The organism is Pseudomonas sp. ICMP 460 (assembly GCF_002723595.1).
In the GTDB taxonomy this organism is placed as follows: Bacteria; Pseudomonadota; Gammaproteobacteria; order Pseudomonadales; family Pseudomonadaceae; genus Aquipseudomonas; species Aquipseudomonas kitaguniensis.
In genome coordinates this window covers 39,169-54,773 of record NZ_LKBR01000025.1, presented here as the reverse complement: position 1 = coordinate 54,773, position 15,605 = coordinate 39,169, and the positions used below count along the sequence as shown (strand labels likewise).

The following is a 15,605-nucleotide window of genomic DNA, read 5'->3' as shown; positions in this document are numbered from 1 at the left end:
GCGAAAATAGCCTCTCCGTTTGTTACCCAGTCGCCTGTGGTCATGGACTGCAAGCTCGACAAGATTTTTTATGGCAACTTCATGGCCGTGCGCGACAGCCATGTGCCGATCGAAAAAAACAAGATCACCGGTTTCATCGGGCCTTCCGGCTGCGGCAAAAGTACCGTGCTGCGCAGCCTCAACCGCATGAACGACCTGGTGAAAGGGTTCCGCTTTGAGGGCCACGTGCATTTCCTCGGGCAGGACGTTTACGGCAAGGGCGTCGACCCGGTGGTCGTGCGTCGTTATATCGGCATGGTGTTTCAGCAGCCCAATCCGTTCTCGATGAGCATTTTCGACAACGTCGCCTTCGGCCTGCGCCTCAACCGCTACAAGGGTGACCTCGGTGACCGCGTCAAGCACGCCCTGCAAGGCGCTGCGCTGTGGGATGAGGTCAAGGACAAGCTCAAGGTCAGCGGCCTGTCGCTGTCCGGTGGACAGCAGCAACGGCTGTGTATCGCCCGCGCCATCGCCACCGAGCCGGAAGTGCTGTTGCTCGATGAGCCGTGCTCGGCGCTTGACCCGATCGCCACCCGCCGTGTCGAAGAGTTGATGGTTGAGCTGAAGAAGGACTACACCATCGCCCTGGTGACCCACAATATGCAGCAGGCGATCCGTGTGGCGGACACCACCGCGTTTTTCTCGGTGGATATTTCCCAGGGCACACGCACCGGCTATATGGTTGAAATGGGCCCGACCACGCAGATTTTCGGCAGCCCGCGCGAACAAATGACCGAGGATTACATCAGCGGCAAGTTCAGCTAAGCCAAGTGGGGGGCTTAACGGCCCCCACCGGTTCACCTTTTACTCAGAGTTTCCCGGGAATGCCAATGCCTGCAACACGTCGTCTTGATCTGCCCGCGATAGAACGCGCACTGCGTAAGGTGCAAGGACGTTTTACCGAACTCAGCCAGCACTTTATCGAGCCGCGCGATCCGTTGACCGACGAGGTGCTGCACAATGTGCTTGAAGGCTATGCGCTGATTGACGATTATGTCGCTCGCGGCGTCGACCTGTTTGACCTTCAGCAACTGAACCTGATGCTCGAAATCAACGCCACGGTGCTCTGCGGGACGGACCCTTTGCGCAGGCAAGAATATGCTCAGCACCTGGCTGCCACCGAGCAGCACTTTTTCAACAACGTTGAGGGTGGCATCAAGGACCTGTACAACTGGTACTGCGCGTACCGCAGTGAGTCGGTCTGGAAACGCGCTGCCGGCGTCTACGTCAGAATTCTCAGCAAGCCGCAATTGTTCATCGAAGGCAACAACCGCAGTGGTTCACTCATCGTCAGCTATTTGCTGATGCGTGCCGGGTTGCCACCGTTTGTGCTCACGCTGGAAAACGCCGAGGGCTACTTCAACCCGTCCTCGGTCATACGCAACTCCGCCAAGCATGGGGTCAAGGCGTTGTACGAATTGCCCAAGATCAAGAAAAAATACGCAGCCTTCCTGGAAGAACAGGCGCCCGACCCGAAGAAGTTTTTCCTGGGCCAACCACCATCGTCTGTGTATCAGGGAGGCCATTGATGAGCCGGTACGCCACGCTCACCCACTGCCGAACCGCGCTCAGCCGCGCCTGGCAGGCCCTCTCGATGCCGGCGTTGCGCCGCCCGCGCATCCGTATTTCGTTCGATATAGACGACACACTGGCCTGCCAGCTCCACCATTGCGCCGTTGAAAAAAGCTGGATGCCAGCCTGTGTCCACCGTTGGCTGGGCGAACCATTGCGTATCGGTACACGCGCGCTGACCCGAGAGTTACGGCGCCAGGGTTGCAGTATCTGGGTTTACACCTCATCCGGTCGCACGCCGTCCTACATCCGCCGTTGGCTGTTGCTGTACGGCATTCGCGTCGACGGTGTGGTCAATAGCGTGCTGCACAGCCAAGCCTTGACGGTGCACGGCCTGTCGAACGCCCCGTCGAAATTCCCGCCGGCATTCGATATCGACTTGCACGTCGATGACTCCGAAGGCGTGCGCAGTGAAGGGCATGACCACGGCTTTCGCGTGGTGGTGGTGGACCCGCAAGATGTGCTCTGGGCGCAACGTGTGCTGGATGCCGTGGCTGAGGTTCAGGCGCAACTGGCGCGCCAGCAACCGCTCAGGCACAAGCTGCCTGTGCGGCAAGCCTCTATCGCTTGAGGCCTCGACAGCCGCGAAACCTCAAGGGAGTGATCGGCGCATAATCGGCCGACGGAGCGCTCATTACCGCGTTTATCGGGGCAGTGTTCACCACCACAGACTTAAGAGGCGGCGAGATGGCAAAGCTCGAAGGGGTAGGTTTTCTGGGGTTTGACGTGTTCGGTACGGTGGTCGATTGGCGAAGCGGTGTTTCGCGAGCAGTCGCTCCCTTTCTGAAGCGTCACGAGCTGCACGTAGATCCACAGACGTTTGCAGATCAATGGCGCGGGCTGTACCAACCCTCCATGCAACGCGTCAGGTCTGGCGAGCGTCCCTTCGTAACGCTGGATGTGCTGAACCGCGAAAATCTTGAAACGGTCCTCTCCCGCCATGCTGCAGATTTTGGCCGAATCCCCGAGGCCGAACTGGTCGAACTCAACAAAGCGTGGGAGCGGCTGGACCCATGGCCGGATGCTGTAGCGGGGCTGACCCGATTGAAGCGCAAGTTCTCAATCGGGCCTCTGTCCAATGGGCACATCGCCTTGATGCTCAACCTTGCGAAGTTTGGTGGGTTACCCTGGGACGTGATCGTCGGCGCAGAAGTCGCCGGAACCTACAAACCCCAGCCGCAAACCTATCTCAAATCTGCGCAAGCTGTGGGCCTGGCACCTGAAGCGGTCGCTATGGTTGCCGCGCATAACTCAGACTTGGCTGCCGCACGTGCGCAGGGGTTCAAGTCGATCTTTATCAAGCGCCCCCATGAGCATGGGCCGGGCCAGACATCGGATCTGGCTGCCGAGCAAGACTGGGATATTGTGGTCGACTCCCTGACTGAGGCCGCGGCTGCCTTGGGCTGTTAATCCGAACTTGCGGGTCGCGAAAAACATTTTGGCGGGCTTCTGGAACACTATTTTCAGGTAAAACAGTTCAAAGAGTTATCCAAACCGGTAACAGTTCTTGCCCGCAGATTTTGCGTTATACATTGCAATATCCGCTCTGGAGAGCATCTGCTCAACACTCCCTGGCTCAAAAGGCGAGATCTCGGTGATACCGATGCTGACACCCAATCCTTTGTAATTCGCGTTTTTACCCACGTAATCTTCAAGGGTTTGGATAATTCGCTCTGCAATAAATGAAGCGGATGACTGGTCTATATCCGGCATCAACACGATAAATTCGTCGCCGCCTAGTCGTGCCACGGCATCATTCTTGCGTACCACATTACTGATCATTGCAGAGAAGGACACCAATACTTTGTCGCCGGTGGCATGCCCGTTGGCATCATTGATTTTTTTGAACCCATCCAAATCCAGACACAGCAGGCAAAAACCACTGGCCACTTTGGCTTTCGAGCTAAGTAACGCCGTCATTACATTGAACATACCTGACCTGTTCAATACGCCCGTGAGTTTGTCGTGGGTGGCTGAATGTGTGCTCTGTGCTTCTGCAATATAGGCTTTGGTCAGGTTTGCATTGAGGTTGTTCAGCAGTACCCAGAGACCAGTCAGGTACATGGGCGCTTGTAGAATCAGCACCCGCAACATCGGTTCTGGTTGGAACAACGTGGCCAGTTTCATCGGTATGTCCGTTAACAGTATCTGCGTAAATGCATAGCGGGGTATGCCTTGGTTTCGCATGGCAATCGCGCCATTCATGCTGACTGCCGATGTGCACGCCAGAATTTGGAGTACCGGGTCCTGACTGATAATGCAGCCCGCTGTGCCAATGCCTATTTCGGCCGCCCAGATCAAACCGAAGAGCAGGGAAAGGTCGGTCGCGTAGCGGCGCATGGACTTGCCACTGGCAATGAATCTGCGCAGCAGAAACCAGCGGATGATCCAAATCAGCATGTCGGCGATTAACCAACAGATGAAAAACAACGTTGGGTGAAGTATGACTGCAACGCTGCATACAAGCAGTGTATTCATCCCCGCCGCGACCAGGGCGGCACGAGAGGAAAAGGGGTCTTTGAGTAGCTTTAAGCGGATGTCCCGATCCAGGTTTTCGTTGTCTTTAACAAACCAGCGGATCAACGGTGTAATGGGAAAAGAGTGAAGGTTAGGCATAATACGAGTCCGCCATAAAGCCCATTCCGCTGTTATTTTAAGTGGTTCGCCTGCGTCACGGTCGAGCCTATTATGCTTTTCCTGTCGCTGGTACTCTTCAACACGTTGAATGAGTTGCACTCGATCATTTGATCAAGTCTGTGAACATAGAACCACAGAGCAAAAAAAATGTTCAACGACGTAACGGCCAATCCGACCAATGGTGGCAATCTGCCATTCCGGGTTTCTGTTGATGGCGCGCAGGCCTGGACTACACCCACGCAGGCGATAAGTTACGGGGTGCGCTGGAGATAATTGGCAAGAGCGATGTGCAGGTATTTTCTGATCGCTGACCAGGCGAAGCGTCGTTCAAACCAGGCACACGGCATCCGTGCAGAAGAAGGGCTATGAAAATGATGAGGTCGACGGACCCTGTCGGATTTGCGAGATACGAGCGCTGGAAGTGCCAATGGAGCAATCCACGGCAAGTGAATGAAGCTCCATGGTGGGTGGAAAGGTAGAAATGATCAGATCAACAGCCCGCCCGGCGAAACCTAAAGACTCTCAGGATCGCCAAAAAACATTTTGACATGGCTCTAGGACGGTTATTTCAGGTCGCAAAAAAAGAGTTGTGCCCCCATTCTTGCCCCCACTTGCACGGCTGTGCTAGCGATCGTGAATGGCGATTCCTGATAAACACCAGTGTGGCTTTGGCTGGCTTTCAGACTCCCTGAAGTCAGTATTTAATCTTTCTTGTGACAGTCCTCAGCCTGCCTCGGCGTTGCGTTGCAGTATTTTTATGCTGCAATGCAATGCGTCGGCAGCAGCCTTCCATCTGCGTGCAATCGCTTTGTTTCTTGTTTCGGATGTGTACCAGGATCATGCTATAGATAAATTCTGCTCAAGTTGTGAGATCGCTGTGGAAGTGTCGCTCGATGGAATGAGCTTGGTTGAATCAATTGCACGAGACCTCTCTGCGCCCGGCATGACCCCTGTGCTTGCGATCGAGCGTGCTCTCGAAGCACATCTGCATGAGCGATTCGCAGGAGCTTTCTCGGACACCCTGGTTAAGCCGCCCAGGGTCAAATTCCACGCGATGTACTTCAAGCAACGGTACGCTTCGCTGCCAGTCCTTCTTGGTAGTGAATACGAGACTTGGTATCCGGAAATCACGCTGTCCACTGCTACGTCGCACGCTTTCGATCAGATTGAGCTTACGTCTGAGGCTCTAGAATTGCTTCCCATAGTGTACGGGGGAGGGGTTTCCAAGGTTCATCAACTCAAGCGGAGAGACCTGAAGAGGCAGACGAACCACACTGTGCGGATCAATCACATCAAGCTTGGCTCAGAGGTCATCCAGGCTGTTTTGAACCGCCTTGTGCAATCACCGCCGTCCCAGCCGCTTATCTCGAACCTCGACCCCTTGTCGAGTTCGTGGGGGCTGAGAATCGTCTCATTCGATCATATGCTGTCTGGCAAGCGACTCCTCTGTGAGTGCTCCAAAGCGTTCCATGAAAACGCTATGGCGAATTTGGACGCTGGGGGATATCACAGGTCCGCGTTGCGTGAGTACATTTCAACGTGCGACTACGGAATGGGCCTGTGCCACTTGTGTATTGCTAAGGCGGCCCCTGAAGACGAAAGGTACGGTCCTAGTATTGAGACCAATTATGAAAGCTACCTCGATCAAGTGATGTTTGATCTGAAGGTAGATCAGAGAACCGCTCGCGCCGAGGTGATGCACGTCCTGAGGTTAAGCCGGTGGCGGCGGGAGTCCGCATTGTACGGTTTGGTGCGGGAGATTTTTCCTGATCATCAGGTTTTGCGTGAGGCCTCTCCAGAGTGGCTTGGCAGGATGAGACTCGACATTTACCTGCCAGAGCTGGGGCTCGCTATTGAGCATCAAGGAGAGCAGCACTACCGGCCTCTAAAGGTCTTCGGTGGTGAGGAGGCCCATCTACGGGTGGTGGAAAGAGACGCCTCCAAACGTAGGCTATGTGCTGAAAATGGTGTTGAGGTCATTGATTTTAAATTTGATGCGCCGCTTACCAAAAGCTCCGTCAGGCAACGCCTTTCAAGATTTTTTGGGGGTTAACGAATGAAGAATTTCAGGGGTTTTGACAGTGATTTCAATCTCCTAATTGAGCTGATGGTGGCAACCAGAGGCTTCAACCACCTTTCGAGCAATGGCGATGAATTTTTCCTGCCACTCAACACCTTCAGGTATGCCCCGAAATGATATTTGGCATGATGCAGGGATGGAGCAGGGCGGAAGTGGCTGGTCTTCGGATCGGACGTCATCAGTCAAGTTCATGTCTCCTTGCATAGTCCGGCCCTTACGCCGGAGCAGGTTGCTCTTTATGATGAAAGCGCCCTTGGCCGAAGGGCGCTCAACTTAACAAGAGACGATGGTTCAGAGAGCCGGTCTGCGGCTCCATCCATGGGTGGCGTAATCCAGGGTCACGATGGCAGCAGCTTCGGAAGCCACCTTGTGGAAAGTGTTGTCCTTGGTCTTGTCACCGTAATCGCTGATGCCGCGAACGACTATCACAGGCACGTTCTGTTTGTCGCAGGCGTCGAACACCCCGTAGGCCTCCATTTCAGCTACCACAGCTTTGTCGTGAATGCCTTGGAAGCTCTCGAAAAGTTTCGGGTCTCGAATTAGCAGTTCGCCGGAAGCAATGGTTGCAGGGGATACTTTTAACTGGGCAGCAACCTCACCCGCTATGGACGCTACCGGCATCGCGAAGCCAAGCTTGTTCGCATGGTCTTGCAGACGATCGGGTAAGGACGCGGTTGCGAAATAAGCATTGAGATCTTGCTGGGTAGAGAGCCCAGGTCGAGGCATTTCCGGTCGCGCTGCAAGCTTGCCACCGGCAAGAGCTGCTGCCCCTTCGTAGTACACGACGCGCTCGGACAAGATGACTTCACCAAGGCTCAGTTTTTGACGCCGGCCCGCTGCGATCCCCATCATCAGAACTTTTTTGGGTTTCAGCTCCGACAGCAGGAGCGTTGTGATGGCGGTTGCATTGACGTTGCCAGCATTGCCGAGAGAAGCGATGACGCAAGAAAGTGGACCGTCAGGTCGTTGAATTGTCACGGGCCAATAGTGGACGCCATGTGCAGTGAAGCGCGTTGGAACATCTTCGCCAACACCGAACATTTTCTTTGCAGCTGCCAGCTCAATAGCAATGGCCGTGATGACCAGAAGGTCTGGAGAGCGTGCCGCTTCCCTGGCCACGATCTCATCTTGGAACATTCCTACGGAAAGATCTGCCAGCTTGTCCAGGCTGTGCAGCGGCTCCTGCAGAGACATGCTGTCCAGCAGGACTTTCACCTGTTCGCCCGTGAATGGAAACAACGTCAGGGGCTCCTTGAAGAAGTTTGCGTGAAGGCCGAGCGCTCCTTTGCCGTCCTCGCTGAACCCACCAAGGTTCAAGTCAAATGGCAGCACGGGCAGCTTCCATCTGCGCATCTTGCGGGCTCGGTCAGAAACACCTTTACCGCCACCCAGCGCAATCATCGCCGTGGCAACTTCCACTTGTTCATCACCGATGTTTCCGCCGGTGACTACGTCGTCGTCGAGGTAGATGATCTCCGCGAAATTTTCAGCCGAGAGCCGGCGGATGAGCATTCGCTGCTCTGGAGTCATTTTTTCATGCATGGCCAACTTAGAGGTCACAATCTTCAACTGGCGGGCAGGGGGGGAGCCAGCCAACAGCATTTCTGCCTCGTAGGCCACCGTCCAATCGAAGGTCAGCGCATCACCATCTTCATTGGTGGGGCAGCCTGCCAAGTAGACGACCAAGCCCCCCTGTGCAGCCAGGACGCTCTTAGTAACCGCACGAGTGAAGTCATGCGCGAAGTCGATCGTGGTCTTCTCTGTCTTCTTGGAGATGCTGCCTGCGATCAGAATGAATTCATTTTCAAGATTTGCCATCGTGACAATTCCAGTAGCTGATGTGGTGAGTGTTGGCTGGCTTCTAATCGTTATGGGTGTAGCAGGGCATAAATCTCATCCCTATTTTTGAGTGCCAGTTGAATGACTTCGGGACGTTGTACAGCTTGATCCTCCGTGAGGTTGAGCTGGAAAAGCAGGTAGAGCAGCAATGCTTGGCGGCACTCCAGATGCATTTCTCCGTTTTCCATTGAATAGTCACTCTCGATCAGGCGACGCTTAGCAGGACTGAGCTTGGGATGAGCAGTGAGAACGACGTCGACCATCTTGTTCCAGGATGTATCCATCGATGCTCGCTCATGATCTGGGCCTGCGTACTGAGCACGCTTAATACGTGTCAGCGAGAAATCTCGGAAGTCATTGCGTTTATGGCAGTACGCTCGTGCATGCCAGCGATTTCCGTCATGCACTAACGCATGAGGGGTCAGCTTACGTTCACTACCTTCGGGGTCAGTCATGGACTGGTACGTGACCTCAACTGAACCATTCTCACGAATGGCTCGCAGAATCTCACCGACAACATCTGCGTTAAGACGTCGTCCCAGTTTGGGAACGCCAGCGACGGGGGATTGCCATCCCAAAAAGCTCCCGTAAGGCACATCTGGTTGAACAGCCACGCGCAACAAATCTTCGAGGTAACGTTCAACTGCACTGGACTGAAAAACCGGCTGGAATGCTTCCGTCGCTCGGTAAACACGCGCTCGCGTGTCGTACTCCATGTTGTTGGAGGCCAGCTTTGTATACTCGGTTATATCCAGCGAAGCTTGTGGCACCGATATGCCGAAGAAGTCAGTGAGATTGCTTCGGTTGATTTGTCCATCCCACCGCAACCGATAGTCGATGAATTCCAAGCGACGCTCCTGGCCCCAACGCGCTCCTTGCCGACCCTTAGTGGGTTGCTCGTCCGTGGGATTGGAATCGTTTGTCATGTCGAACCTCGATAGCGTATAAAAACTAGACTGCATCTAAAAAATATGCGTATAGTAATCATACGCTAGCAAACTGTTAGGTGCAATTTCTCCCTGCCATCCACCGTTTCGGTGTTTGTAGAGAATTGGCGACTGACAGCGAGCCGTTTGAATGGTGCGTGCATGAAGCAGGCGTCGTTCCGCCAATCCATCCGTCGGCATGTGGTGTAGCTGTTGGTAGGAAGGCTGTTGCAACTATCTCAACCATTTCTAGGAGGGAGCGGCCGATGCCACTTACCAATACGCAGGTCAGGTACTACGACAGTAACGTGTTGCGCTTGCCGAAGGATAAGCGCGAAACCTATAACGCCCAGGTCGATCGGCTCATCGCCGCGTTGCGCGACAGCCTTAAGAAGCAGGACAAGATATCCATCAAGCGCGTGGTGAAGGCTGGCTCGTTCGCTAAGCACACCATCCTTCGGAAGACTTCCGAGGACGCCGTCGATGTGGATGTGGTGTTTTACATCAGCGGCGAAAAGGTAGATGAGGAAACGTTTTCAAGCCTGAGCCAAAAAATCTATGAGGCGCTGATCAAGCTGTATCCGAACAAAGCGGTTGAGGACTTTGAGATCCAGCGCAAGGCCGCGACCGTTACGTTCGTTGGTACCGGGCTGGACGTGGATATCGTTCCGGTCATTGAAAACCCGAACAAGGAAGGTTACGGCTGGCAGTTCGACCGTATCGATGGCTCGAAGACCGAAACCTGCGCGCCGTGCCAAGTGAAATTCGTTAAGGATCGCAAGGATCAAGATCCTGACTTCCGCACTCTTGTACGCTTGGCCAAGCGGTGGCGTACGAAGGCTGAGTGCCCACTTAAGTCCTTTCACATTGAGCTCATCATGGCTCACGTGCTGGAGGTGAACGGAAAAGAGGGTTCTCTGGAAAAGCGTTTTCGAGCTTTTCTCCTATACATCGCCGAGTCCGGCCTGCAGCAAGTCATCAAATTCCCCGAAAACCGAGCGGCCTCCGATTTCACTGACCCTGTCGTGATTCTTGATCCCGTATGCGACACGAATAACGTGGCCAGCCGGATTACTGAGGACGAACGCAAGGAAATTGTTCGGATCGCAGAGGCGTCTTGGGAAACGGCAAATTTTGCGTCTGTCGAAGGTGATTTCGAAGTCTGGAAAGAATTGTTCGGCCGAGCTTTCAAGGTGGAGGATGCAGCATGACCCAGACCACCACTCAAACGACGACCTACACCACCACAGATATCGAGGCTGTGGTGCGTCGTATAACCTCCGACCTGGTGATGATCGCTTCCAGCAGTGGGGCGGTGACCGAAGGACGCGCTCGAGAATGGGCGAATGACATTGAGCTGTTGGCCAAGAACGGCTATCTGAATTACGTCGATCTAACCCTCCTTAGTCATGGTGTCGAGCAAAAGGCAACTCGGTTTTACGTCAACGAGTCTGGGACGCTAGCTAATGATCGTCCCGGTGATGCCCGATGGCCGAAGGTTGCTGGGGCCCATCTGCGAATCGTACTGTCTCACCACAACACTTACGATCAACAAGCACAAGAAAAATTGGCCGGGAGAATGAAGATCTCCTGGACGACGAGCAACGACGATATCAGTCACTCGCGGCTGACACAGAGCGGTGGGCGTGAATACTCCAGCAATGGCTATGGCATGCAACGCAAGGATTACACCTGATGACTAAGAACAGCGTATTCGATGCCGCAATCGACTTGCCGCAACGCCAACTGACTGAGCGTGAGGGCGTATTGCTAGGATTTGATAGCCGCTATGAGCGCATTCACAACCAGCTTCGCTTACTGCTCAACCAAGGACAGTTGCAGGAGTGGAGTAACACTCACCACAAAAGTGTATTGCCCATCTGCAATCTCATAGCCGACCAATATCCACTTGTGATTTTCCACGGGGACGTGGGTACAGGAAAGACAGCGACAGCAGAGTGCATTGCGAATCGTATCGTCCGTGAGTCGCGCACTGAAGATTCCGTATTGTTCAAACTGAGCAACCGTGTGCGCGGTTCGGGCAAGGTCGGTGAAATGGGCACCCTGTTGACCCAAGCCTGGGCAGAAGTTGTGGAGGCCGCCGGCAAAAACCGCCGCGCCATTTTGATCATTGACGAGGGAGATTCGATCGCAGCCTCAAGGTCTCAAAGTCAAAGTCACCACGAAGACAAGGTTGCAGTGAACACGCTGATTCAAGGTGTCGATGATTTACGGAAATATGGTGGTCGTGTCGTGGTGATCCTTTGCACCAATCGGCTGTCGGTGCTTGACGCCGCTCTTCGCCGACGTGCTGCCATCGTGGAGGAATTCACCCGACCAGACATCGGTGAGCGGAAAGCGCTTTTCAGCATGGATCTGGCGGGGATGGGGCTTTCGGAAAAACAACTTGGCGAGTTGGCAGCGGCAACCGGAGAACGGGGGAATCAACCCGCCTGGACGTACTCCGATATTCGTACTCGATTGTATCCATCAGCCATGGCCAAGGCTTTCCCAGACCGCGCCCTGAGCTTCAAGGATCTGACTGAGTCACTTTTATCGATGCGCCCGTCTCCCGTCATGGAAGACAACTAACGCATGCTGCCCGCGGTAGCGATGCTACTAACGCGTAGAACATTCCAATGTAAGCGGAGCACCTATGAAAGCAGGTAAAGAGATATTCGTGTCGGTCGACATTGAGGCTTCAGGCCCAATTCCTGGCAAATACAGCATGCTTTCTATAGGGGCATGCGTCGTGTCAGACGTCGATGCCCAGTTTTCCTGCTATATCAAGCCCATCTCTGATAACTTCGTCCCGGAAGCAATGGAGGTTACTGGTCTCTCGCTAGAGAAGCTCCGTGCAGACGGCCTGGAGCCGGCAGACGCTATGTCTCGTTTCAAAGCATGGATTGACTCATTGGCTTCTGATGGCGAAACCGTAGTGTTCGTGGGATTTAATGCATCCTTCGACTGGGGGTTTGTGAATTTTTACTTCCACCAGTTCCTCGGTGAAAACCCATTTGGTATAGCCGCATTGGACATCAAATCGATGTATTTTGGCGCTTCAGACTGCGCATGGAAAATGACGCGATCTAGCGAAATAGCGAAGGTAGTTAACCCTGCGACTGTCGGTGATCATGATGCCTTGCACGATGCCATTTATCAGGCGGAATTATTTTCTCTGATCCGTAAGAAGCTTATGGAGTAAAACTCCTTCGTAATCTCATCGACCCGAGTTTGATAAATCTTAAATGCTTCACTCTGCTCTAAAGCGGGGAGGGTGGAGTATGTCTTTTTCAATGGATATAAGGAGGGGGGAATGGGTTCTCGTGGCTACCTAGGTTTTATTAAGGATAACCCTGTTTACAAAAATGCTGAAAAGGATTGGTATGTTGAACTGACTGACTACACAGTTTTTTGGTTTGACCTGTTAGTTAACCCGCCCGCAGGTGTCGACTACCAAAAACGTATCTCAGACCAGTTGCGTGCGTATCGAAAAGAAGTTGAGGAGTGCAATGATAAGCGCTTCGTCTATTTTATCACCTCTAGAGATAAAGTTCGGTTTAGTACCAAGAAGTCTCCTGAGTATAGCTGGACTAGAAAAGAGGTCATCATTCACCTAGAAGTAGGTTCGAAAAGAAAGCCTAAAAAAGTCCGCCTTCCAGCTTTGCCAGAGTTGATAGGTGTTCAGCTTCCAGTCATTTTTGATGAAGGTCGTTTCATCGGGCTCTGGGGCCCTGGACATCCCTATGCAATAGGGGTGTCTGTACATGATTTTTTGATGATGCATAGCATCAATCTTGGGATCGATACAGAGGTTTTATACGTCGGCTCCACCGATGATCCAGCGCGTCGCCCATTGAAACGAGATCACCGTGGCTATAGTGACTCACTGTATGGCATCTCAACCGCCGAGAAAGACATATTTGTTTATTATAATTTGTTCAAGGCTCTTTCGGTTACCAAGGAGAGTCCATATGCACTTCATTTTATGTTAGGTAACTCGATAATTGATGAAGTGCAGAAGAAGGAGGAAGGCCTTTTGCTTGAACACGGCCTCATCCATTATTTTGGGGCGAAGAGCCAAGAGAAGAGTAGAGAGCAGGAATATGGCAGGCTGCGAGAGGGCATGAGCAGGCTGAAGGAGAATTATAAGATCGCCTCTATTAACTTTCACATGGAAGCAGCAACCCCGACGGAGTATTGGACGCTTTACTCCAGTCAAGTGCAGAGTGAGCACCGTCACCGTTTCTCTCTTACGTTGGATGGCGGCCAGGTTAAAACTGGCGAAGCTCAAAGCCCGCTCATGCAGTCTAGCGATATTAAACCGGCTGTGATGGAAACGTAGTTGTAGTGGTCTATTTAGCGATCATGGCTTTGATTTTTGACCTTGCTTTTATGATGGTAAAAAGGGGGGGCGATAATGTCTGTATTTATGGTGACGTGGAACCTCAACAAGGAAGGTGATCGTTATAATGAGGCCAGGCGATTATTTATACAAAACCTAGAACGCTATGACAACACCAAGGATCCTGGGTTGGAATCTGTAAGGTGGATAAACTCAGGCGCTACCGCACAACAAATATCCGATGACCTTTCGACTAAAATTGACGGTAATGACCATTTAGTTATAATCAAAATGAATAGGGGGGAGTTTTACGGTTGGTTAGCTAAAGAAACTTGGGCATGGATTGAGGCACGGCTGTAATTTCAGTCAATGCGAGCGAATGTAGCATGGTATGAAGGCATCTTCAGGCTTACTTTAAAGAGCGATGCGCTTGCATCACTTGGACTCACGATGCAAGCATCCTCCTGCTGAGGCTTAAAGCACGGCGTATCACGAAGTTGAAAGTCACTAATCAGATCCGGAGAGCCAGCGTGCTGGCGATGCCGAGCGAAAGCATGGATGAATTACCAGTGGCGAAGACCCAAGATGTCACACAATACCACTGCCCCGACTCATGTATACAGAAGTCCCTTTTAGAGCGAAACGATCGCGACTTGACAATTATTGATGTCTAGATTCAAGATTGCTCCTCGTGGAGCGGCCACCTTCAGTCCTAGATCCTGTAGAGCAATAGCACCGTTGATTCATGCGTCATCCTCTTTTGCCATTCTTTTTGGTAGCAGGGACTAGGACACTGCCGCCCAAAAGGAATAGGCCATGAAACCTACCGTATCGCCTCTGCTCCAACATATCGCTTACCTGGCTAAACGCCGCCTTAGCGATCCAGAAGCACCTTTGACGCCTGAAGGTCGTGGGATGCTCCAGCATTTTGCTGGCCGCCCATTGAAGCACAGTCATTGGTTGCAGATCACCGCTCGCGAGTTGGGTTTGGAATACAACCAAGTTTCTCGTGAAAGCAAGTTGTTCGAAGCTTATTGTGATTTCAACGTCCAAAGGCGCTTGTGGATTATACCTGTACGGTTCGTTTATCAGCCTGATGTCTACTCGCGTCAGCTTCAAGCCTTAGGAGATGCCGCAGATGGTAATCGCTCCCTGGCTGAAACTGCGGCGCAGCATGATGTAACTTTTGATCAATTCGATTTCAGTAGTTCGCTGCTTGAGTATTTGATTGCTAAGGTAGGGACGCTGACGCTCAACTTCTACGGTGTGAGCGCTAAAAATTCTGTTATTTGGGAAGAGTGGCTAAGCCAATGCACCTCATTTGAACGAGCAGATCTTAGAAACTGCAAGTTAGTGCGCCTATACGAAGACCCAACAATCCGCCCTGGTACGAATATCTACGAAGGCAATTTTGCACACGCCAATCTTGCGGGTGCAGACCTGCGTGGATCGTATCTGCGTGGGGCGGATTTCTTCGCGGCGAATTTAGAAGGAGCCGACCTTCGTAACGCAAATTTATACGAAAGCCGCCTGACTGGAGCCAAGGGGCCTTACAAGGCGGGCGAAGTGGAGTCATCCGTATGGCATATGGATAAGATATGGGCATAAACCTACTATTATTCACCGGCTGCCATTGTTCAAAGTGCCCAATGGAAGCCGTTGAGTTTACTATCCAAATAAACAACGAACACTGAGGATAACACCATGTTGATGATCGGCGGTTTCAATCCTTCTTTGCCTTGGAGAGGGCAAGAGGTTGCCAAAAAATACATCGGAAATTTAGCCACAGTTGGAAAATGGCTTAGCATTGGAGGTGGTGCGCTGTTTTTCATCCCGATCACTCAGGAAATGGCGCTCACTATTGGTTGCGCCATGATGGCTATCGCTCTTTTTCTCGGTCGAGAGTACCGGAAGTACGTTGATGAGCTTCTCGCGCAGACGTCGTTAATTAAGCTCTTGTTGCTGCTCGCTCCAAGCTGGCGGTTCCTCCTCATCACCACACTTCTACTTGGTGCAGGGATTGGTTTGAGTGAGTGGGAGGCCTTCGGTCAAATGAAGGATGTCGTCATAGGTGTGGTTACGTCAAGCGCTGTCATTGATCTCAGCAGGTCGAAATCTGACATAGCTGGACGGTAATAATAAGCAATTGAAGCGCTGCGTAGGTGCG

At 52.6% G+C, this 15,605-nt stretch carries 16 protein-coding genes; 13 read left to right on the top strand and 3 right to left on the bottom strand.

Going from position 1 to position 15,605, the window contains the following annotated elements:
* Nucleotides 1-42: 42 nt before the first annotated feature.
* The 4 genes from pstB to AO240_RS18210 all read left to right on the top strand — a co-directional run bounded on the left by pstB (nucleotide 43) and on the right by AO240_RS18210 (nucleotide 3,021).
* A complete protein-coding gene (gene pstB / locus AO240_RS18225) occupies nucleotides 43-804 on the top strand; it encodes a phosphate ABC transporter ATP-binding protein PstB (RefSeq protein ID WP_218244394.1) in 762 nt (253 codons plus the stop codon).
* Nucleotides 805-869: 65 nt separating this feature from the next.
* Nucleotides 870-1,568 (top strand): hypothetical protein, encoded by a 699-nt coding sequence (locus tag AO240_RS18220; RefSeq protein WP_099238056.1) that lies wholly within the window; start codon nucleotides 870-872, stop codon nucleotides 1,566-1,568.
* Nucleotides 1,568-2,182, top strand: coding sequence for a hypothetical protein (locus AO240_RS18215; RefSeq protein ID WP_371918645.1), 615 nt, complete (start codon nucleotides 1,568-1,570; stop codon nucleotides 2,180-2,182). Before AO240_RS18220 ends, AO240_RS18215 begins: the two co-directional genes overlap by 1 nt.
* A gap of 116 nt (nucleotides 2,183-2,298) precedes the next feature.
* Nucleotides 2,299-3,021, top strand: coding sequence for a haloacid dehalogenase type II (locus AO240_RS18210; RefSeq protein WP_099238054.1), 723 nt, complete (start codon nucleotides 2,299-2,301; stop codon nucleotides 3,019-3,021).
* Between the two features lie 75 nt (nucleotides 3,022-3,096).
* Here AO240_RS18210 and AO240_RS18205 read toward each other — a convergent pair whose 3' ends face one another.
* Complete coding sequence (locus tag AO240_RS18205) at nucleotides 3,097-4,227, bottom strand: diguanylate cyclase (RefSeq protein WP_099238052.1); 1,131 nt, start codon at nucleotides 4,225-4,227, stop codon at nucleotides 3,097-3,099.
* Between the two features lie 658 nt (nucleotides 4,228-4,885).
* Here AO240_RS18205 and AO240_RS18200 point away from each other — a divergent pair.
* On the top strand, nucleotides 4,886-6,301 hold the full coding sequence (locus AO240_RS18200) for a hypothetical protein (protein ID WP_143505403.1): 1,416 nt from the start codon (nucleotides 4,886-4,888) through the stop codon (nucleotides 6,299-6,301).
* Nucleotides 6,302-6,619: 318 nt separating this feature from the next.
* Here the strand turns inward: AO240_RS18200 and AO240_RS18195 are convergent, their stop codons facing one another.
* Nucleotides 6,620-8,146 (bottom strand): 5'-methylthioadenosine/S-adenosylhomocysteine nucleosidase, encoded by a 1,527-nt coding sequence (locus AO240_RS18195; protein ID WP_099238048.1) that lies wholly within the window; start codon nucleotides 8,144-8,146, stop codon nucleotides 6,620-6,622.
* Between the two features lie 50 nt (nucleotides 8,147-8,196).
* Entirely contained in the window at nucleotides 8,197-9,015 is an 819-nt protein-coding gene (locus tag AO240_RS18190; RefSeq protein WP_256585993.1) for a YafY family protein, read from the bottom strand.
* A 344-nt stretch (nucleotides 9,016-9,359) separates the two neighbouring features.
* On the opposite strand from AO240_RS18190, the gene AO240_RS18185 reads away from it, so the two are divergent.
* The 8 genes from AO240_RS18185 to AO240_RS18150 all read left to right on the top strand — a co-directional run bounded on the left by AO240_RS18185 (nucleotide 9,360) and on the right by AO240_RS18150 (nucleotide 15,574).
* Nucleotides 9,360-10,304 (top strand): CBASS oligonucleotide cyclase, encoded by a 945-nt coding sequence (locus AO240_RS18185; protein WP_099238044.1) that lies wholly within the window; start codon nucleotides 9,360-9,362, stop codon nucleotides 10,302-10,304.
* Nucleotides 10,301-10,789, top strand: coding sequence for a hypothetical protein (locus AO240_RS18180; protein WP_099238042.1), 489 nt, complete (start codon nucleotides 10,301-10,303; stop codon nucleotides 10,787-10,789). The genes AO240_RS18185 and AO240_RS18180 overlap by 4 nt, the downstream gene beginning before the upstream one ends.
* On the top strand, nucleotides 10,789-11,685 hold the full coding sequence (locus AO240_RS18175) for an ATP-binding protein (RefSeq protein ID WP_099238040.1): 897 nt from the start codon (nucleotides 10,789-10,791) through the stop codon (nucleotides 11,683-11,685). Before AO240_RS18180 ends, AO240_RS18175 begins: the two co-directional genes overlap by 1 nt.
* 64 nt (nucleotides 11,686-11,749) lie before the next feature.
* On the top strand, nucleotides 11,750-12,298 hold the full coding sequence (locus AO240_RS18170; protein ID WP_099238039.1) for a 3'-5' exonuclease: 549 nt from the start codon (nucleotides 11,750-11,752) through the stop codon (nucleotides 12,296-12,298).
* A 111-nt stretch (nucleotides 12,299-12,409) separates the two neighbouring features.
* Nucleotides 12,410-13,438 (top strand): hypothetical protein, encoded by a 1,029-nt coding sequence (locus AO240_RS18165; protein WP_177445840.1) that lies wholly within the window; start codon nucleotides 12,410-12,412, stop codon nucleotides 13,436-13,438.
* 75 nt (nucleotides 13,439-13,513) lie between these two features.
* Complete coding sequence (locus AO240_RS18160) at nucleotides 13,514-13,798, top strand: hypothetical protein (protein WP_099238038.1); 285 nt, start codon at nucleotides 13,514-13,516, stop codon at nucleotides 13,796-13,798.
* A 456-nt stretch (nucleotides 13,799-14,254) separates the two neighbouring features.
* Complete coding sequence (locus AO240_RS18155) at nucleotides 14,255-15,046, top strand: pentapeptide repeat-containing protein (protein ID WP_099238036.1); 792 nt, start codon at nucleotides 14,255-14,257, stop codon at nucleotides 15,044-15,046.
* A gap of 96 nt (nucleotides 15,047-15,142) precedes the next feature.
* The gene (locus tag AO240_RS18150) at nucleotides 15,143-15,574 is read left to right on the top strand and encodes a hypothetical protein (protein ID WP_099238034.1); all 432 of its coding nucleotides are present in this window, start codon (nucleotides 15,143-15,145) and stop codon (nucleotides 15,572-15,574) included.
* Nucleotides 15,575-15,605 lie beyond the last annotated feature (31 nt).

Excerpts from the sequence above, each read along its gene's own strand:
- pstB (WP_218244394.1), top strand. The coding sequence starts at position 43 with ATGGACTGCAAGCTCGACAAGATTTTTTATGGCAACTTCATGGCCGTG.
- AO240_RS18160 (WP_099238038.1), top strand. The coding sequence starts at position 13,514 with ATGTCTGTATTTATGGTGACGTGGAACCTCAACAAGGAAGGTGATCGT.
- AO240_RS18215 (WP_371918645.1), top strand. The coding sequence starts at position 1,568 with ATGAGCCGGTACGCCACGCTCACCCACTGCCGAACCGCGCTCAGCCGC.
- AO240_RS18170 (WP_099238039.1), top strand. The coding sequence starts at position 11,750 with ATGAAAGCAGGTAAAGAGATATTCGTGTCGGTCGACATTGAGGCTTCA.
- AO240_RS18150 (WP_099238034.1), top strand. The coding sequence starts at position 15,143 with ATGTTGATGATCGGCGGTTTCAATCCTTCTTTGCCTTGGAGAGGGCAA.
- AO240_RS18155 (WP_099238036.1), top strand. The coding sequence starts at position 14,255 with ATGAAACCTACCGTATCGCCTCTGCTCCAACATATCGCTTACCTGGCT.
- AO240_RS18205 (WP_099238052.1), bottom strand. The coding sequence starts at position 4,227 with ATGCCTAACCTTCACTCTTTTCCCATTACACCGTTGATCCGCTGGTTT.
- AO240_RS18195 (WP_099238048.1), bottom strand. The coding sequence starts at position 8,146 with ATGGCAAATCTTGAAAATGAATTCATTCTGATCGCAGGCAGCATCTCC.
- AO240_RS18210 (WP_099238054.1), top strand. The coding sequence starts at position 2,299 with ATGGCAAAGCTCGAAGGGGTAGGTTTTCTGGGGTTTGACGTGTTCGGT.
- AO240_RS18180 (WP_099238042.1), top strand. The coding sequence starts at position 10,301 with ATGACCCAGACCACCACTCAAACGACGACCTACACCACCACAGATATC.
- AO240_RS18175 (WP_099238040.1), top strand. The coding sequence starts at position 10,789 with ATGACTAAGAACAGCGTATTCGATGCCGCAATCGACTTGCCGCAACGC.
- AO240_RS18220 (WP_099238056.1), top strand. The coding sequence starts at position 870 with ATGCCTGCAACACGTCGTCTTGATCTGCCCGCGATAGAACGCGCACTG.
- AO240_RS18200 (WP_143505403.1), top strand. The coding sequence starts at position 4,886 with ATGGCGATTCCTGATAAACACCAGTGTGGCTTTGGCTGGCTTTCAGAC.
- AO240_RS18185 (WP_099238044.1), top strand. The coding sequence starts at position 9,360 with ATGCCACTTACCAATACGCAGGTCAGGTACTACGACAGTAACGTGTTG.
- AO240_RS18165 (WP_177445840.1), top strand. The coding sequence starts at position 12,410 with ATGGGTTCTCGTGGCTACCTAGGTTTTATTAAGGATAACCCTGTTTAC.